This window comes from Microvirga terrae (assembly GCF_013307435.2).
Lineage (GTDB): Bacteria > Pseudomonadota > Alphaproteobacteria > Rhizobiales > Beijerinckiaceae > Microvirga > Microvirga terrae.
Window position 1 is genome coordinate 356,645 of sequence record NZ_CP102846.1, and the last position, 22,822, is coordinate 379,466.

The window sequence follows — 22,822 nt, forward strand, 5'->3', positions numbered from 1 at the left end:
AATTGGAGAATGGCCGCGTCAACCGACATCGTCAAATTAACGGGCTGAGGGCAAAGCGCACGATCGGGTCGCCGGGTCACAGGGGTTCACTTTAATGCTTGCCAGCTCGGCCCGCATCGGAAAAGCTTGGGCACCAGGTCTGACTATGATCCGGCAGCGGTGATGTTGGCATGGCGGCGGAAGAGGTTTGTAACCTGATCGTGAGCTGAGAGAAAGCGCAGGGCCTGCCCGGCTGACTTGCACCGCGTCATGATGCGCTCACGTCGGCAGAGTGGCTTGTGACCGCCCTCAGACTAGAATGTCTCGCACGAGCCGTGCCGTGGCCAGTCACGCCGCCCAACGTCGATAACACGTCGCCAGTCTGCGAGCGAAGAAGCCTGGAACGATGCATCCTTCGGCATACCGGAATTCGGCACCAGAACTTCACGGCGGCCAAGTCACTCGGCTGAAGGAGCGATCATTGCCTTGATGTCTCGTTCGTCTTAGACATCCGCCTCAATGGCGAAAGTCTCGCCACCGCGTGACGGGATGTTTGACGTGATCCTTCCCGCAGCCTCAAGTCCGGTATGATCGTTGATTGCAATCTCGGCTCCCGCTGCCGCGAGCGCCAGCCCAACCTCGGCATCGATGCCAGAAGAGACGCCCAATACCAGAACGGATTGACCTTTCAAAAGCACGAGCCTCCTGTATAACTCTCAAGCATGCCACTCAGCAGCCTGTGACACGGCCTCCGGCTTCATTTCGAGATCAGCGGCACCATTACCGGACCACCAGGATCGGGCTGCCGTCGAAAGACAGTCGAGATAGAGATAGATCACCGGCGCGGTGAAAACGTGAGCGCTTGGCTGACAATCAGGCAACCCGCCATGGCGTAGCCCAAGGGCGGCGGATTTCGGCTCCCGTTCCATGATCTAGCATGAGCGGCATACCGCCGAGCAGGGCCGCCATGGCGGCTATCATAATCGGCGGGACGCTGAGGAGGGCGGCCTTGCGTATGGCCTCCTGGGTTGAGATCCCCTCCTCCCGATCCACCGTGATGGTAGGGTCCACCCCGGCCCTCGGGCAAGGCTGCTCCTCGAGCAACGACTTTGTCGGAAGATACGAATGAAGATGCGGCAGCGATACTGAGCAGTGCATGGCGACGGTTAAGCTGTCCCATGGCTTGCTCCCGTCCAAGAGGCCAGCCCATCCCCATAATTATGCACCCGATCCGGTTCTGGGGCCGCGAAATTTCAAGAACGGAAGGGAAAATCCTATTGCTAGATGAGGGTTCGCCCTATGCTAGTAGCCAAGACTGCTGGGGGATAACCATACGGGATCAAGCTGAGCCATTTAGCTTGGCCCTGTGAGGGTTCGCTTCGCCGCACGACAGCGGATCCTCAGCCCCCTTTGGCTCCGTCGAAACCCCGACATCCGCAGGTCGGCAGGCAAGACGAGCAGAGACCGCGCACGCTTGAACCGGCCTTACCCTGATCCACATGGCTCCCATCAAGTGGAGACCAAAACATGCTTGCAATGGTAATCACACGGTTCGGCGATCCAGACGTGTTCGAGCTTCAGGACATCGAAAGGCCAGCGCCTGGTCCAGGCGAAGTTCTCGTGCGGGTGGTCGTTTCCGGTACTAATCCAGTGGATGCAAAGATCCGTCAGGCGGGAACCTGGGCACAGATCCCGCTTCCTGCCGTGCTCGGCTATGACGTGTCTGGGGTCATCGAGGGGCTCGGACCGGGTGTGGCCGAGTTCCAAGTGGGTGATGAGGTGTTCTACACACCTGAGATCTTCGGCAATCGACACGGGAGCTATGCGGAATACACAATCGCCCCAGGAAGCATCGTTGCGCCCAAGCCGGCGAATCTCAGCCATGTCGAGGCGGCCGGTATTCCCCTGGCTGGTGGCACGGCCTGGGAGGCGATCGTCCGTCGCCTGAATGTCCGTCCGGGTGAGACGGTGCTGATCCACGGGGGTGCCGGCGGTGTTGGCTCCTTTGCCATCCAGTTTGCCAAAGCCGCGGGTGCGCGGGTCATCGCAACGGCCAGCGAGGTCAACCACTCAGCCGTGCAGGAGCTGGGAGCGGACATGGCGGTGGATTACCGTGATGCCGACGTGGCTGAACGGATCCTAGGAGCCACGGGCGGAGACGGGGTCGATGCGTCGTTCGATACGGCAGGCGGCAATGTCTCTCTCAGCACGCTGGTGACGCGGCCCTTTGGCCGGATCGCCGCCATTCTCCCACCCGATGGTGACCTGAGCGCGCTCTATACCAGAAACCAGACCTTGTTCGGAACCTTCCTGACCCGGGAAAGCGCGCGGCTGCGTGAAATGACTCCGGTCTTCGAGCGCGGTCAGGCCAAGGTCGTGATCGATACCGTGCTCCCGCTCGCGGAGGTCGGCAAGGCTCACGCACGGCTCGACTCCGGCCATGGCCGGGGCAAGATCATCCTTCAGGTGGAGCAATAATCGAGGCTGGTTCGGCGGTTCGTCTCAGAAGACGAGCCATTGATGACTGAGGTGAGACAGCCCGATCCAGAGCGTACCACACCTGGCTCTGCGGACTCCACAAACCGGCCGGGCTGATAAGGCCCGCACTTCGCTAGATTGCTGCGTGGCGCGGTCAATTGCGTCCGCGACAGCGTCCTGACGGTGCCTTAGAGCTCGGAACGTGGGCGCGATCCTGTAGTCGGCGTCCATCTGTGCGCCGTACTCATCATCCCTGAACCGATCGCCGGCACCGCCGTAGCGGGGATTGCTGGCCTGCAGTGTGGCGAAAGGTCCCGACTCGGGCTTGCCATCGTGCTCACGCCAAGCGTCGCTTGTCAGCATCACGTAAAGTGCCTCGGCGTCATGGGCCGACCTGAGGCATTCGGCCACTTCGAGGTCCCGCAAGCGCCGAACCACACAGGCCAACGCGCGCAAATGCATTGAGTCATCACCGTCTGGGCTCAGGAGAAGAAACGCTAGATCCGAAGGCAGACCATCGGCCGCGCCAAAGTTCTGGGCTGGCCATAGGCGGGCGAAAATGCCCAGAGGCCTCTCGAGGCCGGAAAGGGGAGCGTGCGGGACCTCGACCCCTCGCACGAAGCCGAACGTTGAGCGCTCCCCACGAGCGACAACCGTCTGCAGAACCGCAAGGGGCGAAGGAAGCCTTCTCGGCCGCAATATCGACCATCTGCGCGATCGCGTGCTTGAGATCACAGGATCGTAAGCTTGGAATAATGCATTCCGGCGTGATCAGACACGCCATCGTGCTAGATGCCATCGTCAATGCCGACCATATTAGCTCAGGCCGCCTCATATCTTCGGGAGAACAGGATTCAGATGCTATGACCCGGACGGCTCCTGGAATTCGTCAGGGGCTTTAATGCCCATTGGAAGGATGCCTACCGGGTAGAGAAGTCGCTGCAAGATGGTTCGCGCGTTCATGACATGATACTGATGCGGAGTTGGACGGTAAGTTCAAACTGGTGCCGGCAGCTATCCTTAAGAGGCTCTGAAGAGACGGTTCAAGGTTGCGATCGGCTGCCTTCTTGAATTACACCAAGCCCACAGCGAAGCTGGTTTTGCAAAGGCGAGTGCCTGAACCGGGATTAAATCAAACGCTGACAGCGTAAACATCAGGTCATGCTTTCACGGCAGTGGTCCTTCAAGCTCCAAGGCAGAGGGGAGGCTGCGTTCAACGTAGCGTATGACAAGGTTTGGTGCGGACACTCCTGCACCCAGTCAGTTACGGACCTGAGGAGACAAAGAGCATGGCCAGCTTTGATGATCGCGGAGATGCTTTCGAAAGAAAGTTCGCTCACGATGAGGAACTTCGCTTCAAAGTGGTTGCTCGCCGCAACAAGCTCTTTGGGCTTTGGGCCGCTCAGCAACTTGGCAAGATCGGTTCGGACGCCGAAGCCTATGCGCAGACTGTCATCCTGGCCGATTTCCAGGAAGCCGGGGACGCCGACGTCATCCGCAAGGTGCGCCAGGATTTCGAGGCTGTGGGCAAGACCGCGAGCGATACTGAACTGGCTGGCATGCTAGCAGGCTTCATGAATGAAGCCGTTGAAAGGATGAAGGCAGGGCAGTGACACGTCTTGTCCAGTACTGGTGCGCCGCGGCGGCATCCTCATAAGCTTTAGAACTGGACCTATCATACCTCCGAGAAGAGCGAGAGCGACGATCGAGCACGAGGGGTCGATGGAAATTTCTGCCCTGCCTCCTGACGTCAGCTTTGACCCCATTCCTTAGACGGCCGAGGCGAGAGACCTCGCATTTGAGGTCAAGCGGGCGGCCACCGACCCTCCCATTATGGTGCGGTGGAGAGGGGATGAGGCGTTCCAACGGATCTTCCACCAGCAGCGGTTCCGAGACACACCACTCTCCCCTGTTATGGTCATGGGTCAGGCGGTTGGCACCGTCGCCTTCACGGCTCTTGCCGATCATGTGCGCCTCGATGAGTTCTACCTGCTCCCCGTTCATCAGGGACAGGTTTTAGGAGCGAGGATCCTGAACCAATGTCTTGCCATCACCGACGCTCGCGGAAAGCCGACCCGGCTTCGGTATCTCAATTGGAATCCGGTGGGATCGCTGTACCGATGCCATGAGTTCGCCGTGATCGACGAGGCCGAAACCCACTTCATCCGTGAGCGGCAACCTAGCGGAGCCTCACCCGCTTCATGAGGACAAAATTTCGGTAGGGCCTTATACCTCAAGCGTCTTGAACTCGATCCGAATGCCCCGAAAGCCGTGCGGCGCGTTAGCCGCGACCTCAACGGCGTGCAGTCGCTGCGGTGGCAGGGGTAGCGTCCGCGGCAGTACGGGACTGGCAGGAACTCCGCCCGACGGACGGATCTCGTTGTCGTTTGCGTCGAAGTTCCGGTAGTTCGAAAGGGCCAGCACGATCATGAGACTGAGCCACCGATGGGGATGCAGTTTCCCGCGCTCACCCGACTCGATAATGACTACCCGCACAGCGCCGTCTTCGAAGAGGAGGCGATGGTTGGCCGGGCGGCGACCAACGTATCCACGTGGGACGGCCATTCTGCATCGTCGGGCTCAGGCATGTGGCTCCCCATGAAGAGGCACACCCATGATCTCATCAGGACGGTGCGAAACGTATGTCACCCCAGAGCCAAGGTCGGCTCAGTGTTAGCCAAGGTCCTTGAGCTCAGTGGAAACGGGCTCAGGGCATAGAGGATCCCCTCTCAACGGTTGTTGTCCCAAAATGATGGGGTGTTGTCTTGATAGGCAGGATACGCCGGGTTGCTAGCCTAACTCTTGAGAGCCATAAATGGCACTAGAGCAGCATTGTCACGCCAGTTCAGGCGGACGATAGGCATGGATCTGAAGTCCGTAGAAACATGGTAGCACCAGAGCAAGTCGATCAGGCAGTGGTTGCCGGGCAAGCCGTCTACACGCCGCGGACACTCGATCTTTACGATCTGGTGGTGCTCGGTCTTTCCAACGCACTGATCTGGAAGTGCCCGACCGGCCGGCTTCTCGAGCAATATAACCGGCACGTCGCCGCGCGACACCTGGACGTCGGGGTTGGCACCGGCTGGTTTCTGGACCACTGCCGCTTCCCGAACCGGCAGCCGCAGATCACGCTACTTGATCTCAACCAAGCCTGCCTGGCGCGGGCGGCAGCCCGGATCAGCCGCTACCAGCCCAAGGTCGTACAGGCCAATGTGCTCGAACCGATTGGAGCCGCGATGGACCCCTTCGCTTCCATCGGCCTCAATTACGTCCTCCATTGCCTGCCCGGCCCCCTGGTGCAGAAAGCTGTAGTTTTCGACCACCTAAAGCCATTCCTGGCTCCCGGTGGCGTCGTGTTTGGATCCACACTTCTGTCGGAAGGTGTGGAGCGCTCGCGTTCAGCTCAGGTGTTGATGCGCTTCTATAACAAGAGGGGTATTTTCTCGAACCAGAGCGATGGACTTGAGGATCTCCGTCGCGAACTCGCTGTCCGGTTTGACGATGTGAGGGTTCGGGTGATCGGGTGCGCCGCCCTTTTTGTCGCTCGGTGATGGAACGTCGCCAGCCACAGACCCGTGGCTCATCCAACCCTGAAAGACGGTCAGATGCCCAACTCCACGAGCAAAAATCTTGTTGCCCATTTCGTCAATCCGCTCGATGCCGAAACCCTCGACGTGATGGGGCCGCAAATCCAGCTCCTTGTTGAACCGGGAGCCGACCATGCCCCTTCTGTCATGCGAGGCACGATCCCCCCGGGAACCGTCGTCCCGCTGCATAGCCATGATGATCCCGAGACATTCATTGGACTCTCCGGAGAAGCTGAGGGCCTCATCCACTCCGCCGATGAATTCCGGTGGGTCCGGATCCAGGCCGGGGACATTTTCCACGTGCCAGGTGGTGCAAAGCACGCTTTTCGCAACCGGAATGATACGCCCTATGTCGCGCTTGTGGTGAGTACGTCACGAATGGCTGAGTTTTTCCGCGTGGTTGGCACGCCTCTAACGCTAGGTGAACGGGCTGCTGCCATCTCAGAGGTGCAGGTTCAGGAATTCTTTGAGGCTGCGGCACGGTTTGGCTACTGGACTGGTGGCCAGGGGGACAATGCTGCAATAGGCTTGGATCTTCGTCAGAAATAAAGCTTCGCATAGACCCCAAAGAACTAACGGTCTACGTCACTTGCTCTTAAGCAAAGTCGACAGCCACTGCGAACAATGGGCGCCGCTCCATAGTGTTCCAGGAGAAGCTTACTATGCGCGACTATGACGAATCTACAATCACTCGGGCAGTTGTCGACAGCTTTCGGATAACGCCCGATCCGCGCCTAAGGCAGATCATGATAAGCTTGACTGAGCACCTGCACGATTTCGTGCGCGACGTTGAGCTGACGTTCGCCGAGTGGCAGTACGCCATCGAATTCCTAACGCGCACCGGGCAGACCTGCACAGCAACCCGTCAAGAATTCATCCTCTTGTCCGACACGCTGGGGGTGTCGATGCTGGTTGATGCGATCAATCATGGTGCGCCTGAGGAGGTGACTGAGACTACCGTGCTCGGCCCGTTTTATGTTCAGAATCCCCCTGAGCTGCCCCACGGGGCGGACGTCTCACACGGACAGTCGGGCGAACCCCTCTACGTAGAAGGCACCGTACGGTCGGCCGATGGCCAGATGCTGGATGGCGCTGTTATCGATATCTGGCACTCGGATCCCGACGGGTTCTATGACGTGCAGCGTAGCGACCTCGAGGAGCCGACGTTCCGTGCACGGTTCCGTACGGATGTACAAGGCCAATTCCACTTCTGGTCAATTATGCCAAAGTTCTATCCAATCCCAGATGACGGGCCAGTGGGAGAGATGCTCAAGGCGACTGAACGGCACCCCTATCGCCCAGCACACGTGCATTTCATGATCGGTGCTCCTGGACACGAAACCTTGATCACCCATGTCTATGCCGCCGATAGCCCATACCTCGACAGCGACGCGGTCTTTGGGGTCAAGCGTTCCCTCGTTGCAGCTATTATCCACGAGGCGCCTGGGATCGCCCCGGATGGTCGGGTGATGGACAAACCCTGGCGGAGACTTTCCTATGACTTCAGCCTCAAGCCAGCCGAGCAGGTTCCCCTGCCCTTTAGAGCTCGCTCCGATCCTGCTGAATGACCAAATGTAGGGATCTGCAGGAGTTCGCCAGCGAGATGCCATGTTCACCGAGCGGGTAAAGATTGATTCAAAAGTGACCAATTGGAGACGGCACTCTACGCTTTGGAAGGATCTGCCCACAATGTCAGGCGTTAACTGGCCTATGCGCAAGTCTGTGCTCAGCATTCCAACCTGATGCCACTGTCATTGACGTTCCAACTGTACGTCTCAAGTCTCCTGCTCGTTCCTCTGCAATACTGCCGCAACGCACGCCGGGAAGCGCTCCATTTTTGCGCCGCGTAAGAGGCAATGCAGCACGGCACTTGGCGTCAGAACCAGCGGAGCTTGAACAGTAGACCCGTGAGTTGCCAAAAGCCGAATGAAGAGCGGACGGACTATGTGGCACTTGAACTTGGCCACATGCGAGAAGACTTGTTCTCAATCTATAACTAGCATGTCAGCTGAAACGCTGTCCGGTCCAAAAGCAGAACTTTCCGGAAAATAACCCTGAACAGCGAGAGTTGGATGACCCGCGAACTGAGACGGACCGACGAGATAGATAAGAGAGTTCTAAGGATCCTGCAGAACAATTGCGCATTGTCGGTAGCGGAAGTGGCCGACGCAGCAGGAATTTCACCTACTGCCTGCTGGCGCCGTATTCAGAGGCTGGAACGCGATGGCGTCATTCTTCGTCGGGTCGCTGTTCTCGATCGCAAAAAGCTGAACGTGGGCGTGACAGTGTTTGTCGCCATAAAGACTCGCGAGCATAGCGCGAGTTGGACAGATCAGTTTCGCAAAGCTCTGAAAGACATCCCAGAGATCGTCGATGTTTATCGTATGAGTGGTGATGTCGACTATCTCATTAAAGCATATGTGCCGGATATCGAAACTTATGACGCTTTGTACAACAAAGTGATAGCTCGGGTGGAACTTTCCGATGTCACATCGATGTTCGCGATGGAGGAAATGAAAGCCACGACCCAGGTGCCGCTGAATTATGCGTAGTTCACTCGCGTGGTTGCATCCATCTATGCGATGCCATTTCAGTCCCATGCGCCAAGGCTGGGTACGAGACGCGCTGAACGCTCACCTGTAATATGGCGCAACCATCTTGTCGGTAGATCGGTGAGTTCCGCGGCTCGCTAAGCAGTGCTTCAAAGCGGTCTACCTCAAGCTCGCGAATGATGCCGTCCTGAAAATCCAATGCGCGTGCAAAATTATTGCATGTCGTGGGGTAATCTGACGCATAATCGGAAACAAATTCCCCCAGAAAGATGTAGCCTATTCACGTGCTTCAAAGCCCTGGAATGAGCCATCTATGATGAACACTTTCGCAAGTCACGATATGCCTTCATTATTTGAGCAGTTAAGTAAGGTCGGTCAAACTTCCTCAGAAGCGTATTTGGAGAATGCCCATGGTGTATTGCAGCGGATCGTTTCAATGCCTGACCTGATTGACGGGATTTCTATAGAGCCGAAGACAGGCGCCTATACCAGAACGCTCTTATTTGGAGACAGGCATATAAGCGTTTGGGCTATGCGCTGGGGACCGGGAAGCAGAACGGCGATCCATGACCATCACTGCTCCTGCTGTTTCGGGATGGTTTCGGGAACCCTTGTCGAACGACGCTACTCTGCCATTGACGAGCGACGCGCTACTTTGTCACAAGAATTGGTTCGGCCCTCAGGGTTTGTGGCGTGCTTTCTACCCTCAGGGCCAAACGTTCATCAAATGAGCAATGATTATTCAGATGAGGCGATCTCGTTACACATTTATGGCTTTGATCATCGGATGCATGCGTCTTCTGTCCATCGTGAATACGAGGCCGTCGAACTTAGCGTTTAACAAGAACTTCCTGGCCACGACTATTCACAACTCTATCCCCCGACCTGCGCTCGCCCATCCTGCATGCTCCCGCACTACGAAGGAGTGTCGAAGCAGGTGAGCGATTGTGTAAGCGCGTCCCTTCAATGCACCCGACGCAAGTTGTTATCAAAAGATCCTTTCTCGTGCGGAGGTTCACATCTGGCGTCCGAGACCCTACAAAGGTGGTGTACGCCGTCCACAAAACAATCCAGCGACACTACGGCCGCGAACATTCAGGCACCTTGTTATTCTGGAGAGGCCATGATTGATCCTGCAAGTCTGATTAAAACCCTGCAACTGCAGCCCCATCCAGAAGGCGGGTGGTATCGAGAGACGTGGCGAGCAGAGGCCCGCGAAGGGACGCGGGGATCGGCCTCCGCTATCTACTTTCTCCTGGAGAAGGGGCAATCGTCGCACTGGCATCGAGTCGACGCGCAGGAGATGTGGCTTTGGCATGCGGGTCATGCCATTTCCCTCAGTACGGCGCCTGCAGATACCGGGCCAGTCTCCAGTATCAGGCTTGGTCCCGGTTTGCTCGACGGGCAAATGCTACAGTACCTTATTCAGGCAGGTGACTGGCAGGCAGCGCAAGCAGATACTGGGTGGGCGCTCATGACCTGCGTTGTGTCCCCCGCCTTCACGTTTGAAGGCTTCTCACTTGCTCCCGAAGGGTGGGCGCCTGCATCGAACAATCACTGCCAGATCCTCAGTACGGGCTCACTATAGCCGATCGTACTCAAATGCTTAAGGCAACATTGGTTGAGGAGCTTCCGTGAGCAGGACATGCAATGCTGTCCTGGACAGGTCCGTGCTTTTCGTCATGGCGACAGTTCAGGAATACGGTCCAGCGTTGCGGAGACGCATTGCGCCCTTGATCACAGGGGTCGGCCCTGTTGAGGCTGCTATCGGGATGACGCAGGAGCTCGCTGCGCTCGACGCACGATCCAACCTGCCGCGGCTTGTGGTTTCACTCGGCTCTGCAGGCTCGGCCAAACTTGGGCATACGGTCCTGTACCAGGCTCACAGCGTCTCGTACCGTGATCTCGACGCCTCTCCACTTGGATTTGAGAAGGGGTGCACACCATTCCTTGACCACCCAGCCGTTATCCCAATCCCGACGCGTCTTCCAGGCATCGAAGAGGCGAGCCTGTCAACCGGAGGCAATGTAGTATCAGGAGCGGTCTACGACCTCATCGACGCGGACATGGTCGACATGGAGACGTTCGCGTTGCTGTGTGAGTCAATGCTACGGCGTTCCACTCCTTGCCATTCGCGGTATCTCTGATGGGCGGAGCGATGTTACGTAACTCTCTGATTAGTCAGAGTACTTAGGCATCATCGATGAAAAGCTGGCGGCTGCCATCGACGAAGTCTTTCGAACATTGGACGACGGCAGCATGCAAATCTAGTCTTGTCACGGACGTCAGGGGTGACAGAGCCGCACTCGCAACTCTCCAATAAGTGCCGATCGCCTAGGCTCCTACTCCGAGGCCGGACGGTTCCTAAGATCGGAACGAGTTATGACTCAACATGCACGAATTTGTTCAGCAGATCGCGCTGGGCATACCAGGTTCTGATCGTCTCTCGCATTTCGTTCAGCGTTTCTTTGGCAGCCCTTGAGTCTTGCGCCTCCCAAGTCAGTTCCTGAATATGGCTGATTTGGTTTGCGATGCGCTGCTTGAGGACTTCTATATCAGCATTGAGCCTGGATAGTTCGTCGCTGGTTTCAAATCGAATGTCGTCCGGCCCGAGAGCGGAATCAAAAACGCCTTCATTGAACCTAAACATCCCTCCGCCATAACGCTTAAACAATTTATTGCCAAGGGTCTGCGGCCCAACTCGGCGACCAGATTGCGATCTGCTCCGAAAAGAGTCTCGTGCGGCAGGCGCTTTCCAATTTTCATACCCATATACATTTCTTCCGCCTCGATCTTACGTGCAATTTCCCGCCGGATGACCAAAGCACAGAAATTAATCTATGCGACGGCCCCCCGAGTTTCGTGGAAATGCGAGTCGCCACTCGGGGTGGCATAGATGCGTAGACACTTCATTGCGGGTGATTCCTTCTGGATCGCGCTTCAAGGAACAATACCGTTCCGTAGAGAGTCTTTTCGGAACACCTCGTCCTCACGGGTCGAGCGTAGGTCCGGCAGGCTGCCGCTCCATGATGAAGTGATTCTCAGTCCCGTCGATCACCTAGAAACCGTGACGTCGGTAAAGCGTACCTACCAGGCTCCACTTAAGGTGCTATAGGCGTATCGGCATTCCATGTGCCTCTGCGCTCCCAAGACAGTGATTACTGATCCGGCTTGGGTGAACTTGAACTACGCGGCATAGCGGAATGACGGATGCCCAAAGTAGCTGCGGATTCGGCCGGGCAACTTGGCGAGCCGACGCATGTGGCTGATGACGGCGCGCTTGAGGGCGGGCTTGCTGCGGGCGGGTGGTTTCCGCGTCACGGCGTGCTTCAGGTCAGCGTTCAGGCCCTCGTCCGGGTTCAGCTCCGGGCTATAGGAGGGCAAGTGGAAGACCCCGATCTGCTCTTGGTGCTCGGTCAACCAGTCCTGCACCGCCCGGGCCCGATGGACCGGCAGGTTGTCCCAGATCAGAAACACCTTGCCGCGGGCCTCCTGAATGAGCCGCCCGAGAAAGCGGATCAGGGTCGGGGCCTTGAGCGCGCCCTCGAGCACCATCCAGCGCAGCTCGCCCTTGTTGGTCACAGCCGAGATCAGGCCCAGCCCCGCGCGCTTGTGGCTGGGGCGCACGACCGGTGTCCGGCCGCGTGGAGCGAAGCAGCGGCCACGCACATCATCGGAGCGCAAGCCGGTCTCACCCCCCAGAAGATCGTGCCCTTCTCTCCTCTGGCTTGCGCCACAATGGCCGGATAGTCCTGCCGCAGCAAGCGCCGTACGGCTTTTGGCGACTGCTCATAGGCGCGGCGGAGTGGCTTCTGGGCCGTGAAGTCCCAGCGTGCCAGGTAGGTGCTCATCGTACGCACCGCCAGCCGGACCCCGCAGTGCTGCTCGATGAGCGCCCGCACCGCTGCCCGGCTCCATAGGGCGAACGGAAGACCGAGTTCGTCAGGCGTGTGCCGGCGGATCAGCGCGCGGACTTGCGCTTCCTGCTCGGCCTGGAGAAACCGCCCTGTGCCAGGGGCCGGGCCGCGCGGTCCGCTGGCCAAGCCGGCCTGACCCTTCTCGGCAAAGCGGCGGCAAATGTCGAAGACGCCGGTGCGGGTCAGACCCACCTGCGCGGCAATGGCCTCATAGGTCAGCCCGCTCTGGCGCAGGCCGATCACTTGCCGCCGGCGCTCTTCTTGCGCGGCTGCGGGCAGCTTGCGCATGTCTATATGCTTCATCCCGCCGACTTGGGCCGAGGAACGCGGATTTCAAGAGCACCCAAGCCGGATCAATAAGGATCCACGCTCCTACCCCCGGCCTTGGTGGTGCAGGTGGCAAAGAAGTCGTTGATCCCCTTGCGTGGGTCCGCCCGCTTGGTGAAGTGCCGGCTGGCATCGAGCCAGCGGAAGGGATTGTCCACCAGGGTCTCATTGTAGCACGCGTAGTATGTGCCGGGGTTGATCGTCTGGACCTTGATGCCGGACGGTGGGAGTTCCTGCCTTGCGTGAAGATCATTAGTCGCTGACTTGGCGAAAGCCCATGAAGTCTATGACTGCACTTGCTAGTTCAGACATACTGTCAGTTGTCACAGGCTGCTATCCCAAGAGGAAAGTCTTACCGTAAACCCATAGGAGTGGCGTCGGGCCGCTGGGCGAAAGGGCGAACCTGTTCAGTACTGGCATCGACGTTTGGATTGCTGCCATTGTCCAGCCTTTTGGGTGATAGCACCAGATGAAGCACCGTGGCACAGCCCGTTTCTTACCTGATGTGCAGACTAGCATCGGAGGGGCGGGTAAATGTTCTTGGAGGCAAGAATATCGCCGTATTCTCTAGATCTATCCCGCGGCGGATAGTGGCGAGGGGTGCTCATCCAGATGAAGCTCGTTGCTGAGACTAAAGGGAGCGTCTATGAAGATTGTGGTCGCCGTGCTGAGTTGTACTGTCGTGACTGTGCTCGTAGCTATAGCTTTCATTTACTCAGGTCTGTACGACGTTGCAGCAATCAGCCCTGACAATCGCATAGTAGCATGGGCGCTCCATCAGACGTTTTCAAGCTCAGTAACCCGCCGTATGAGCGGAGTGCAGGTCCCGCCAAACCTTGAGACCGCCGAGGCCATTCAGTCAGGAGCTCGCTTCTATAGCGAGAACTGTGTGATCTGCCATGGCGCGCCCGGACAACAGATCACGGCGATAGCGTCCGGCATGAACCCAGCGCCGCCCGATATCCTCGCGGCACGGCGCCGCAACGACCCTGCAGGTGTGTTCTGGATCGTCAAGAACGGGGTAAAGATGACCGGGATGCCTGCATTCGGTAAGACTCAGTCTGATACTCAGATTTGGGAAATTGCAGCTTTCCTTCGCAAGGCACGGGGGATCACAGCCGACGAATACCAGAACCTCACAGGCACCCGATGCCTATCCGTGGCACCCCCGTCGCCCAGGGTTGGACCGAGTGGTTCCGGCGTCTTTCAACCTCCGTCCACTCAATCGGCCAAGTTTGTGAATTGTGAGGGACGACGAGGGCCTTGAAGGCGTCGTCTGGACAAAGCCAGCCCTCACAGTGCAAACGTTGAATGGTGGGGACCATTGAGGAGTTGTCGACCGCGTAGGAGTGGCAACATGACGACAGTAACCTCAGAACTCTCGAGACAGTACATCGACAGCCAAAAGTTCGTCGCGCCGGTGTGCACCAGATCGAAATACACAATTTCCGAGGTCGTTTGGATTCCATGGAATGCAAGGCACCTGTCACTTCAGGCGATAGATTGTGTCCTGGATAATAGCTGCGATCTGGGTTGCTTCCGGAAAGCAACGGTGAGCATATGGCCGGAGACGCTTGATCTAACCCTTGCAGATTCGCCGTCTGGCCTTGTTCAAGAAGCCGTCGAGTATTGCGGGACATTATCATTGGGGCCTGAAGACCAGCAAGCCGACCCATCTGCGCTTCTCTTTTGCAAGACTTGTCGTGTGGAGGATCGATCAGCCAGATTGCTCGCCGCTTCGTCGTCCCGACCTGCAATAGTCGAGGTGATGTGTCATGTCACTCGATAATGGAAAGCGCACGGTTATTGCGCAGTCCAACTCCAGTCAAACTCCAGTAGAGCTGTCGTCACGCCGCACGGGGATGTCGTTCCAGCGCACACGCATCAGTGCCGACCGTACCTTGATGTCGGTAATCCGTACCTCACTGTCGCTGATTAGCTTCGGCTTCACGTTCTACCAAGTCTTCGGGAAGCTGCGGGAATCGGGAACAACTACTCATGCCGCCTCCGGCAACTTCGGCATCGCCCTAGTGCTGCTCGGCATCGCGATGATCATCCTGGGCATCCTCTATCACATCCAGTTCATGATGGGTTTGCGCCACGAGCGCCAAGCTATGAAGAACACTGGCCTCGTACATGGCGAGAGCCTGTTTCCAGTCTCGCTCACGCTGCTCACAGCTTTGGTCCTTCTCGCCATCGGCGTGGTGGCGATCGTGAGCATGGTGTTTCAGGTTGGGCCGTTCAGTTGAAAGGACGAGCCGGTGCGGCTCCTGGCGCATGCGCGGCTGGCGCTTGGTGCGCCAGTGCTCCCGGGCTTGGCTTACCTCGGGGCGTCCTTGTTCGCTGGCCTGCACCGGTTTTTTCCAGGACGGCAAAGCTAGCTGGCCGGCCTGCTGTTCGAGAGCCGCCAAGTAGGTGGCGGGATCGTGCCGAGAGCGGGTGCGCAGAGCTCGCGCGATGGCGCTTCTCCAAACGCTGACGCAAGCTCGTCCAGTGCTCCCGGTTCGCGGCGCCCAGATCTCGCGCTGTGGGAGCCTGCACGCGAGTCGCGGTGGCAGCGAGCAGCCGGACCGAACCGCGCAGAACCGCACCGGGCACCGCGGCCTTGCGGCCTGTCGCACGCCGCTCGTGATGGCGCTGGGAGCCGAACAGCTGTTCGAGACCGTTGTTGGTGCGCGGCAGGTCCGGCATCCATAAGTGTGGAACAAGCCAGGCCGATAGCTGCGCGTCACCTTCTGGAAATGATCGAAGGCCCCGGCCAGCGTCCCGGCCTTGGCCCGATGCCGCTGCATCGCACCCACCACCCCATTCACCCGCCGCCGCACCATCGCGGCGCTCTCCTCGTGCGGGTTGCCAAGCCAATGCGCCACGGCGTGCACGAACCGGTAGGCGTATTCCACATCTGGCCATAGCGAGGCGGTGCGCTCCAGCGCGCTAACGATCATCTGGTGCAGCCGCGTGAGCGCCGGTGCGAGCCCCCTTTTGCGGCACCCGATCCAGGCTGCCGGCCACCGTCTCGAGCCGTTGCTTCAGTTTGAGACCCGAGGCGGCGAGCGGCGCCCGCCCGTTATCGGTGATCGCGCTGCGCACGGCCGCGCAACAGCCTTGCACGATGGCGGCTTCGGGATCATCCCGCTCCTCCACGGCCCGTTCGATCCCGCGGATGCCGCGCACCTGCTTCTTGAGCTCCTTCTTGGAATGCCGGTCGGCCTCAAAGATCGGATGCGCCGCCTCGCGCAGGAAGTGGAACTGACACAGCTGATGCGGCACGCCCGGCAGTACCTGGGCGACCGCCTGGCGAAGGGAGGTCTGACCGTCGCTGATCACGCCCACGGCCGGCACGCCCACCGCGTCCACGGCCTCGCGCAGCAGCCCCGCCAGATCCTGGGCCCGGCCGGAGAGCAGGCTGCGGGCCAGCACGATGATGCCGGACAGACACTCGCGGATCACCCACAGCACCTCATGGCCGACATCCGGCTGCACGCCGTCCAGGGCCAGAATGACCCGCCCCTGCTGGGCCAGGAGCCTCTGCAAGGGGCGCCGCTCCATCAGCCGGGTGGCGAGCAGCTCATCATAGCGGTCGAGCAGGTTGGTGACGCTGCGCTCGGCAATGGCGACGCCGCGGGCGGTGAGCCCCGCATGGATCTCGGGCACGCTGCGATGCTCGCGGTGGCGCAAGGCCCCGACGAGGGCGATGATGTCCAGGCCGAACTCGTGCTGGGGCAAGGCCAGCGCACCCTGGGCCTCGCGCCGGTACGGCTTGTGGAAGCGGGGGCAGCCAATGATCTCGCACCAGCGGATCTTGAGACGCAGTCGGATCGAGCCGGTCAGCGTCACAAGGGTGCGGTGGTTCTCGTAACGGATGCGCATTGGGGCTGGGCAGAGCCGACAGGCAGGCCGCAGCACCCGCTTGCGCTCCGGCGGCTGGCGCCCTGAGAGTCTGGTCATCCCGCACCTCCCGTCAGGTACAGAAGACCCCCACCAAACTCTACCAGACAGTCAGGTTTGCCGTCCTAGTCTTTTTGAAGCTGTAGCCCTGGCGGATGAACCACTAGGAGATCGAAGCGGGCGTGACCTTGGTGCCCAAGGCCAGCAGTTCTGCCGCCAGTTGGGCATGGTGATGTCGCCCTTGTCAGCCACACGCTGGAGCAGGAACTCGCGATGCGGGTCGAGCTTGGAGGAGCGCCAGCCGCCCTCCGGCTTGGGCGCCAGGCTGCCGGTGGCCCGGTACGTCGCCATGAGCCGAACCACGAAGGCGACGGACACCTCAAATGCCAGGCTGCCCAATGACAGGAATGCCCGGCCCTGACAAAGCGCGCCACCCGGCGGCGCAGGTCCAGTGATCAGGACTTGGTCATTGCTCATCGCCTTCAAAGAGGAGAGAGACAAGTGAATCACGAAGCCGCCACGCCGGATCGACTACGATTCAGTCAGAACCGACGTAGCTTTAGATCTTTTCCGGCAAGGAGATGTCATTATGACCAAGAAGGTCATTCTCGTCACCGGTGTGTCGAGTGACTTCGACCGGCTGACTGCAGAAGCACTCGCATGTTCAGGCCACACAGTGTACGCTTCGATGCGCGACACTGAAGAACGAAATGCCCCACAGGTGTAAGCGACCGCTCGCTTCACTAATTTCGCCTCCCGGCCGGAGCGTTCGCGGCCGACGCTTAGCCACAGTATAGGGCCGCGCTTTTTGGACCTATGATCCAGCACGGCATTTCTCGGCGCAGCGACGGTCAGGTGGTGTTCGCCTGATCCCCTGTCCGGCTTCGCCAAAGTCGGACTGCAATCGTGCCAGAACGGCCGCGAATCGATGCCTCAAATTTGCCGCTCAACAGGCCGGACTCGAGGGCTGAGCAACCTGCTCTGGCCGCACGGAGAAGATCCTCGCTCAAAGCAACCTCTGCACGATGGGTAGCTGCGACTTCCATCAGGCGGCTCGCCACATTGACCGTGTCACCTATCGCTGTAATGTGTTGATGATGATCAGTTCCCAAGCGAGACGCAATGATCGTGCCGTAATGAGCTCCAATCTTGAAGCCGAGGCGCGATCGAATAGGTGCCGGCAATGAGCTGAGCCAAGTCTGTGTACGCGAGCTGAGGCCGACGCAAGTCACTATCGCATGACAGGCATCGTCGGAGCTTGGTTCCGGAATCCCGAAGATGACCATTGCGCCGTCGCCCATGAAGTTACCGACTACCCCGTGACGTTGAGCAGCCTCATCACCAACAAGCGTGTGAAAGCCTCTGATGATCTCCCGCGTCTGATCTGGACCGATTATTTCGCTTAATCCTGTAAAGCCTGATAAGTCAATGAAGATCAGGGCAGCCCCTTGTCGAACGGGCTGGGCAAGAAAAGTCGGATCACGCCTCAGTTTCTCAACCAGACTTGGGGACTGAAAGTTTCGTAACGTGCTGCTCTCCTCGGCAAGCTCCTCCGCCCGCTTGCGATCGAGCCAGAGCCGCGTTCCACCGAACAGGATTACTGGTGGTGTGGCGGCGGCCAGTGGCAGCGCTGCACTGAGCCAGATACCGTATGCAAAGGTCACTGCCGTCAGTCCGACCCAAAGCAGGGCGGCACCTGTGATGGCGACAAAGCCCCAGATGCTGCGATGCCATGACAAGAGAAGCACCAGAAGCACAGGCAAAGCAACTGCCACACCACCATCGACGAGCCGCACGCGCCAATCGCGGATCAGTTCGTCTCCTTCAATCAAATGTGCGATCGCGGTTGCCATGACTTCGACTCCGGGCAGCACGGAATCGAATGGTGTTGGGAAAAAGTCTCCGCCTCCAGTGACCGTCGCGCCGATGACGACCACCTTGTTGCGAATGGCAGTTGCGTTAAGTCTCCCCTTGATAATCTCACTCGCACTAAATGTGCGGATAGAGCCCCGCGGCCCATAGAAGCGAAGAGGTAGCGAGTACCCCAGATCGGCACTGATGGTCTGAGGACCGACATCAATTTGGCTCCGGCCGATGATAGGATCGTGGCGTGCCACAATAGCAGCTGCCCGGAGAGGGAATGATGGAACAAGCCGGTCACCGGACCGAATCAAGAGAGGAACGTGACGTGGGACGCCCGATGGATCCGTGGAGAGGTTGACAGCACCTATAGCCGCAGCCTCTCTGAGAGATTTGATAGGTAGCAATATACTGCGCGCGGATGGTACCCTATCAAGTTCACTGCCGGAGCTTCCAAGTAAGGTTTGAGCCGAGCCATCGAAAGTGGCTGCCGCGGCAAGGACGCTTGGTATTTTGCTGACCGCTGTTGCCAAGGCTTGATCCGCCTTCGCTTGTCCAGGGTCGAGGAAGAGAAGATCGAGCGCGACCATCTTCGCCCCCATCCTGCCTACGGCGTCAATCAGCCGAGCAACCTTAATGCGTGAGAGCGGGTAGGAGCCGGCTGTCTGCACCGTCTCATCATCAATGGCGATGATCGCAATCGAGTCCGGAGCCGGCCGTGGGCCTTGCAGTAGAAAGCGTAGGTCCGTGAGTGGTGCTTCAATACGATCAAGAAGGCCGATGCCGCCGCGCCAATGAGACCAGGCGAGGCTAGCACCCCAGAGACCTGCAAGCAGGACGGCAATCACAGTTATACGAGGCCGACTGCGACGCTTCACTGCAGTTGCCGCCCGAAGCGGGCGAGCAGAGCGTTCGCCCGCGCAGTAGGCCACCGCCGAACCGTCAGCGGCGCCGTTCCAGGTTCGACATCGACGCCTTCCCCCGGCATCAGGGTCACACCCCTTTGGGTGTTCGATCTGTGGACACCAACACGACCGCGCAGCACGAAGACCGATGTCTTACTCCCTACAACCTCGACAGCCCACTGGGTACCGCGCACGGCAGCGATCGCTTGCGGAGTCCGGACCTGGAAGTGGCGTGCGCTGGAGCGGGGCTCTACGTTAACCAGGACCGCACGGGTCTGAAGATTCACTACATCCGGCTCCCCATCTCGGTCGCTGTCCTCAAGCGTGTAATCGGCACCATTCTCAGCCTCAAGGCTAAGGCCGTTCCGACAGAGAAGCACCTGCCTGGATGGGGCGCTGGCAGGATGTAAGATACATCCTGCTCCCTGGGCCAAAGCTGCGTCTGCCGTGAAAAGTCCGGCGAGCGCCGCCACGAGGATCGGAACAACTAACCTGACATGGCGGCAATCCTGCCAATCAGACCATCGGCAAATCATGACCAGTGCTCCCTACCCTTTGCAGGCAATTGCATCATAGCGGTCCACGATGACAAGCTATATGGGTCTGTGGGAAAGGACGTATAGCCGTCGCCAGCGCGGATTGATCCGAGACATGTTTGTGGCGACCGTCGGAAGCAAGCCCATCGAGAGCACTCATGCCGAGCAGTTTGACCGAAACCGATTTCCATCGTCTGTCCCTGAAAAAGAGGCAAAGACTATCCGCCTGCTCAGGAGGAGTGATGTGCGTGCGAGCACACGAGAAAATCCGAGGAGGAGAGTAGGGCTTCGCGAGGGACGTGCGACCAGAATCCGCGCTTAGAATGGCGCGGATTCCCAACTATTTGACCTGCCAGCCGGGCGTTACCAAGCAGGCAGGCCGCGTTGTGGCGCCTGGCAGGATTTGTCACACATTGGCGTGTTGTTGTCCTGATCCGGCGGTCCGTAAACATTGCTAGTGCAAGCCGCAATGACCATAAAGAGCACCAAGGACGCGACCGCGTTCCGCTCCTCGGTCGGAGTGTGCCTGCTGATGGGCCTCAGGATGGCCGTACCAGATAAGCTCACTCAGGTGACTGGTGCTGGACAACCTGTCCACACGTCACGGATGCCTGACCTCCGCAATCCTGTGGTGCCCGGTCTGTCCAACCCACTGCTGTGGAAGTGTCTGACACGCCGTCTCCTGGCCCGCTGCAATCAATACCTCTCCTCGCCTCATCTCGAATTCGGCGTCAGGGTCGGCTGTTTCCTCCACGACTGCAGATCACCAGAATATCGAAAGTTCCTCAGACCGCGACGCCCATGAAAGATGCACCGCTCCCAAAGCGCTAACATGGAGGCATCAACGCTCGGGTTTCGTGACAGCAGGATCAGCTTCACCAAGTTCACCAAGATGCCGCGAGAGGCGATGACTGCCACCGCCATTGCGGAAGGGAAAGCCCTTGTTACCAGAACCGGCTCGGGACCCGCACGTTAGCTCGGCATCTCCGTTGCGCGTTTGTGTGGCGGGACTCGGCGCCACTGAGTGCCGGCCGTGAGATGCGCTCGCGTACGTCCGAGCATCGCATCGCCGCGAATGAGGTTTCAAATCGAGCCAGCCGCGGCATGATCGTACCCGGTGGCCGAGGAGCAAACGACAAGAGGTCCATGAGCATCGCATTCATCCATTCCAGGGGGGCGGAGCCGCCGATCAGGATCCCGGCAATCGGGCTCGATCTCTACGTCCGCATGCCCGGCTCGGCGAGCGGTGACGCCTTCACCATCATCGAGACGACCAATGCGCCCGGAGCTGGCCCGCCGCGGCATCGGCATCGCGAAGCGGAGATCTTCCGCGTCCTCGAAGGGCGCTACCTCTACGAGGTCGAGGGCCGCCGCTTCTATGCCGAGGAAGGCGATGTGGTGAGCATCCCGGGCGGCGCCGAGCATGGCTTTGTCAACGTGACCGATAAGCCCGCCCGCCAATACATCCTGATCACGCCGGCCCTGGATGCTGCTGCCTTCTTCACCGAGCTTGCCGGCGTCATGAAGGAGGGTGTGCCGGACCGCTTGGTCCTCAACGCCTTCGGCGCCCGGTGGCAGGTGGAGTTCCTCGGACCGCCGGTGAGCCGCACCGAAACCCCGACGGGCTGAGGCGCAGCACGCCATCGGCAACAGAACCTGCACTGACCAGAACGGCTCCTGGCCGAGCAACCGAGACCGCAATGACAGATGCAATGCACCATCTGCCTGAAGGATCCCTGCCTATCCATGGCCAGAAGCCACACCGGATGCCCCATTGGTGCTGGGTGGTCGTGAGCGGGATCAGTATCCCGGCGCATTTTGGGAACAGCAACGGATCCTCTCTGGCGAGGGCAAAGCAATGCGCATTCTAGTGGCTGAAGATGACCCGCTTGTTCTCCTGAGTGCCGCAGAGCATCTGCGCGACGAAGGCTTTGAGGTCATAGAAGCGCCCACTGGTGAGCAGGCACTGGCATTGTTCCCCCGCAACCTTCCCATTCATGTGCTCCTCACAGACATCAGGATGCCTGGAAGAGTCGATGGATGGGAATTGGCGAGGCGCATTCGGGACCAAGATCCAGATGTGGCCGTGATCTACGTGACCGGCTACTCGGATCTTCCGGCCTCGCCGGTGAGTGGGAGTTTGTTCTTCAACAAGCCCTATCGGATGGAGCGAATTGTAGAGGCTATCCACGCTCTGCATGAACATCCCAAGATAAGTGCGGGATCACCGAGAGGCGCGGATTAGCCTGCGGGAGCGTGACAGTCGCTGCCCGGAGGCGAGAGACTGCCGATGCGCTGTTTCGTCCATCTTGTGAATGGCGCCGAGATTATCCCCAATGACCCGGGGCTCGAAGCGTCGGACGTAGTCACGTCCGAGGAAATGGCCCTGCAGGCTATCGAGGATATCCGGAACGAGGGGCTTGAACTCGGCGGATCGTGGCGCGGGTGGCGGCTCGATATCGTGGATGCCTCCGGTCATATTCTCCTGTCGACTGTGAGATTCATCACAGCCGGCCAATGAACTTTGGGTAAACGGAAAAATTACAGTCCCCGCACAGACGGAGATATGACCTACTCCCGCGAAACCACCGCCATCTCAGGGCTTGTCAGGGTATGTATGGTCGCCTGTCTCAGGGACATTGTGCGTTCGGGCTGTAGTGCCTGATGATATCCTGAGAAATGCAATGAGCGTGCTTTTGCATTCCAACAAGACCCTGGACAATCTTCTGCTTCAGAGGTTCTGCGGTCTCTGAAGCAATGACACAATGTGCAATATCAGTGAGCTCGCAAACG

The 22,822-nt window shown here is 59.0% G+C and carries 20 protein-coding genes and 5 pseudogenes; 16 read left to right on the forward strand and 9 right to left on the reverse strand.

Annotated elements, in window-relative coordinates; translation table 11 throughout:
- Window positions 1–482: 482 nt before the first annotated feature.
- Complete coding sequence (locus tag HPT29_RS26275; protein ID WP_173945609.1) at window positions 483–677, reverse strand: Rossmann-fold NAD(P)-binding domain-containing protein; 195 nt, start codon at window positions 675–677, stop codon at window positions 483–485.
- A 175-nt stretch (window positions 678–852) separates the two neighbouring features.
- Window positions 853–1,137, reverse strand: coding sequence for an efflux RND transporter permease subunit (locus HPT29_RS29045; RefSeq protein ID WP_432807341.1), 285 nt, complete (start codon window positions 1,135–1,137; stop codon window positions 853–855).
- Between the two features lie 369 nt (window positions 1,138–1,506).
- Here HPT29_RS29045 and HPT29_RS26285 point away from each other — a divergent pair, with 369 nt between their 5' ends.
- Entirely contained in the window at window positions 1,507–2,457 is a 951-nt protein-coding gene (locus HPT29_RS26285; protein WP_173945610.1) for a zinc-dependent alcohol dehydrogenase family protein, read from the forward strand.
- 24 nt (window positions 2,458–2,481) lie between these two features.
- Here HPT29_RS26285 and HPT29_RS29050 read toward each other — a convergent pair whose 3' ends face one another.
- Window positions 2,482–3,192 (reverse strand): PTS sugar transporter subunit IIA, encoded by a 711-nt coding sequence (locus HPT29_RS29050; RefSeq protein ID WP_432807315.1) that lies wholly within the window; start codon window positions 3,190–3,192, stop codon window positions 2,482–2,484.
- A 554-nt stretch (window positions 3,193–3,746) separates the two neighbouring features.
- Between HPT29_RS29050 and HPT29_RS26290 the strand changes: the two genes are divergently transcribed.
- The 9 genes and pseudogenes from HPT29_RS26290 (at window position 3,747) to HPT29_RS26325 (ending at window position 10,867) form a co-directional block, all read left to right on the forward strand.
- Window positions 3,747–4,070, forward strand: coding sequence for a DUF1476 domain-containing protein (locus HPT29_RS26290; protein WP_173945612.1), 324 nt, complete (start codon window positions 3,747–3,749; stop codon window positions 4,068–4,070).
- Window positions 4,071–4,290: 220 nt separating this feature from the next.
- Window positions 4,291–4,662: a GNAT family N-acetyltransferase gene (locus HPT29_RS29055; RefSeq protein ID WP_432807316.1), complete on the forward strand. Its 372-nt coding sequence runs from the start codon at window positions 4,291–4,293 to the stop codon at window positions 4,660–4,662.
- A gap of 680 nt (window positions 4,663–5,342) precedes the next feature.
- A complete protein-coding gene (locus tag HPT29_RS26295) occupies window positions 5,343–6,008 on the forward strand; it encodes a class I SAM-dependent methyltransferase (protein ID WP_173945614.1) in 666 nt (221 codons plus the stop codon).
- A 54-nt stretch (window positions 6,009–6,062) separates the two neighbouring features.
- Window positions 6,063–6,593: a cupin domain-containing protein gene (locus tag HPT29_RS26300; RefSeq protein ID WP_173945615.1), complete on the forward strand. Its 531-nt coding sequence runs from the start codon at window positions 6,063–6,065 to the stop codon at window positions 6,591–6,593.
- Window positions 6,594–6,706: 113 nt separating this feature from the next.
- On the forward strand, window positions 6,707–7,612 hold the full coding sequence (locus tag HPT29_RS26305; RefSeq protein ID WP_173945616.1) for an intradiol ring-cleavage dioxygenase: 906 nt from the start codon (window positions 6,707–6,709) through the stop codon (window positions 7,610–7,612).
- Between the two features lie 504 nt (window positions 7,613–8,116).
- Window positions 8,117–8,596: an Lrp/AsnC family transcriptional regulator gene (locus tag HPT29_RS26310; RefSeq protein WP_173945617.1), complete on the forward strand. Its 480-nt coding sequence runs from the start codon at window positions 8,117–8,119 to the stop codon at window positions 8,594–8,596.
- A 313-nt stretch (window positions 8,597–8,909) separates the two neighbouring features.
- Window positions 8,910–9,437, forward strand: coding sequence for a cysteine dioxygenase (locus HPT29_RS26315; RefSeq protein WP_173945618.1), 528 nt, complete (start codon window positions 8,910–8,912; stop codon window positions 9,435–9,437).
- A gap of 282 nt (window positions 9,438–9,719) precedes the next feature.
- The gene (locus HPT29_RS26320; RefSeq protein ID WP_173945619.1) at window positions 9,720–10,184 is read left to right on the forward strand and encodes a cupin domain-containing protein; all 465 of its coding nucleotides are present in this window, start codon (window positions 9,720–9,722) and stop codon (window positions 10,182–10,184) included.
- 94 nt (window positions 10,185–10,278) lie between these two features.
- Window positions 10,279–10,867: pseudogene (locus tag HPT29_RS26325) on the forward strand (5'-methylthioadenosine/S-adenosylhomocysteine nucleosidase).
- Window positions 10,868–10,976: 109 nt separating this feature from the next.
- Here HPT29_RS26325 and HPT29_RS26330 read toward each other — a convergent pair.
- From HPT29_RS26330 to HPT29_RS26340, 3 genes and pseudogenes are all read right to left on the reverse strand, one after another.
- Window positions 10,977–11,246 carry a hypothetical protein gene (locus HPT29_RS26330; protein WP_173945620.1) on the reverse strand — a complete coding sequence of 90 codons (270 nt, stop codon included), beginning with the start codon at window positions 11,244–11,246 and terminating at the stop codon, window positions 10,977–10,979.
- 536 nt (window positions 11,247–11,782) lie between these two features.
- Window positions 11,783–12,816 (reverse strand): annotated as a pseudogene (locus tag HPT29_RS26335) (IS630 family transposase).
- 92 nt (window positions 12,817–12,908) lie between these two features.
- Window positions 12,909–13,079, reverse strand: a pseudogene (locus HPT29_RS26340) (SDR family oxidoreductase); the annotation flags it as partial.
- Window positions 13,080–13,648: 569 nt separating this feature from the next.
- Between HPT29_RS26340 and HPT29_RS29060 the strand changes: the two are divergent.
- On the forward strand, window positions 13,649–14,107 hold the full coding sequence (locus HPT29_RS29060) for a c-type cytochrome (protein ID WP_432807342.1): 459 nt from the start codon (window positions 13,649–13,651) through the stop codon (window positions 14,105–14,107).
- Window positions 14,108–14,615: 508 nt separating this feature from the next.
- Window positions 14,616–15,089, forward strand: coding sequence for a YidH family protein (locus HPT29_RS26345; RefSeq protein WP_259060864.1), 474 nt, complete (start codon window positions 14,616–14,618; stop codon window positions 15,087–15,089).
- A 117-nt stretch (window positions 15,090–15,206) separates the two neighbouring features.
- On the opposite strand, the pseudogene HPT29_RS26350 reads toward HPT29_RS26345, so the two are convergent.
- A pseudogene (locus HPT29_RS26350) lies at window positions 15,207–16,710 on the reverse strand (transposase); the annotation flags it as partial.
- 607 nt (window positions 16,711–17,317) lie between these two features.
- Here HPT29_RS26350 and HPT29_RS26355 point away from each other — a divergent pair.
- A pseudogene (locus HPT29_RS26355) lies at window positions 17,318–17,452 on the forward strand (oxidoreductase); the annotation flags it as partial.
- A gap of 127 nt (window positions 17,453–17,579) precedes the next feature.
- Here HPT29_RS26355 and HPT29_RS26360 read toward each other — a convergent pair.
- Entirely contained in the window at window positions 17,580–19,466 is a 1,887-nt protein-coding gene (locus HPT29_RS26360; RefSeq protein WP_259060865.1) for a CHASE2 domain-containing protein, read from the reverse strand.
- Window positions 19,463–20,029: a FecR domain-containing protein gene (locus tag HPT29_RS26365; RefSeq protein WP_173945622.1), complete on the reverse strand. Its 567-nt coding sequence runs from the start codon at window positions 20,027–20,029 to the stop codon at window positions 19,463–19,465. Before HPT29_RS26365 ends, HPT29_RS26360 begins: the two co-directional genes overlap by 4 nt.
- A gap of 1,146 nt (window positions 20,030–21,175) precedes the next feature.
- Here HPT29_RS26365 and HPT29_RS26370 point away from each other — a divergent pair.
- From HPT29_RS26370 to HPT29_RS26380, 3 genes are all read left to right on the forward strand, one after another.
- Window positions 21,176–21,658 carry a cupin domain-containing protein gene (locus HPT29_RS26370; RefSeq protein WP_173945623.1) on the forward strand — a complete coding sequence of 161 codons (483 nt, stop codon included), beginning with the start codon at window positions 21,176–21,178 and terminating at the stop codon, window positions 21,656–21,658.
- A gap of 148 nt (window positions 21,659–21,806) precedes the next feature.
- A complete protein-coding gene (locus tag HPT29_RS26375) occupies window positions 21,807–22,274 on the forward strand; it encodes a response regulator (RefSeq protein ID WP_259061073.1) in 468 nt (155 codons plus the stop codon).
- Window positions 22,275–22,319: 45 nt separating this feature from the next.
- The gene (locus tag HPT29_RS26380) at window positions 22,320–22,550 is read left to right on the forward strand and encodes a DUF6894 family protein (protein ID WP_173945130.1); all 231 of its coding nucleotides are present in this window, start codon (window positions 22,320–22,322) and stop codon (window positions 22,548–22,550) included.
- Window positions 22,551–22,822 lie beyond the last annotated feature (272 nt).

Coding starts and splice junctions, on each gene's coding strand:
- HPT29_RS29045 (WP_432807341.1), bottom strand. CDS start 1,137: ATGCACTGCTCAGTATCGCTGCCGCATCTTCATTCGTATCTTCCGACA.
- HPT29_RS26285 (WP_173945610.1), top strand. CDS start 1,507: ATGCTTGCAATGGTAATCACACGGTTCGGCGATCCAGACGTGTTCGAG.
- HPT29_RS26290 (WP_173945612.1), top strand. CDS start 3,747: ATGGCCAGCTTTGATGATCGCGGAGATGCTTTCGAAAGAAAGTTCGCT.
- HPT29_RS29055 (WP_432807316.1), top strand. CDS start 4,291: ATGGTGCGGTGGAGAGGGGATGAGGCGTTCCAACGGATCTTCCACCAG.
- HPT29_RS26295 (WP_173945614.1), top strand. CDS start 5,343: ATGGTAGCACCAGAGCAAGTCGATCAGGCAGTGGTTGCCGGGCAAGCC.
- HPT29_RS26300 (WP_173945615.1), top strand. CDS start 6,063: ATGCCCAACTCCACGAGCAAAAATCTTGTTGCCCATTTCGTCAATCCG.
- HPT29_RS26305 (WP_173945616.1), top strand. CDS start 6,707: ATGCGCGACTATGACGAATCTACAATCACTCGGGCAGTTGTCGACAGC.
- HPT29_RS26310 (WP_173945617.1), top strand. CDS start 8,117: ATGACCCGCGAACTGAGACGGACCGACGAGATAGATAAGAGAGTTCTA.
- HPT29_RS26315 (WP_173945618.1), top strand. CDS start 8,910: ATGATGAACACTTTCGCAAGTCACGATATGCCTTCATTATTTGAGCAG.
- HPT29_RS26320 (WP_173945619.1), top strand. CDS start 9,720: ATGATTGATCCTGCAAGTCTGATTAAAACCCTGCAACTGCAGCCCCAT.
- HPT29_RS26330 (WP_173945620.1), bottom strand. CDS start 11,246: ATGTTTAGGTTCAATGAAGGCGTTTTTGATTCCGCTCTCGGGCCGGAC.
- HPT29_RS29060 (WP_432807342.1), top strand. CDS start 13,649: ATGAGCGGAGTGCAGGTCCCGCCAAACCTTGAGACCGCCGAGGCCATT.
- HPT29_RS26345 (WP_259060864.1), top strand. CDS start 14,616: ATGTCACTCGATAATGGAAAGCGCACGGTTATTGCGCAGTCCAACTCC.
- HPT29_RS26365 (WP_173945622.1), bottom strand. CDS start 20,029: ATGATTTGCCGATGGTCTGATTGGCAGGATTGCCGCCATGTCAGGTTA.
- HPT29_RS26370 (WP_173945623.1), top strand. CDS start 21,176: ATGAGCATCGCATTCATCCATTCCAGGGGGGCGGAGCCGCCGATCAGG.
- HPT29_RS26380 (WP_173945130.1), top strand. CDS start 22,320: ATGCGCTGTTTCGTCCATCTTGTGAATGGCGCCGAGATTATCCCCAAT.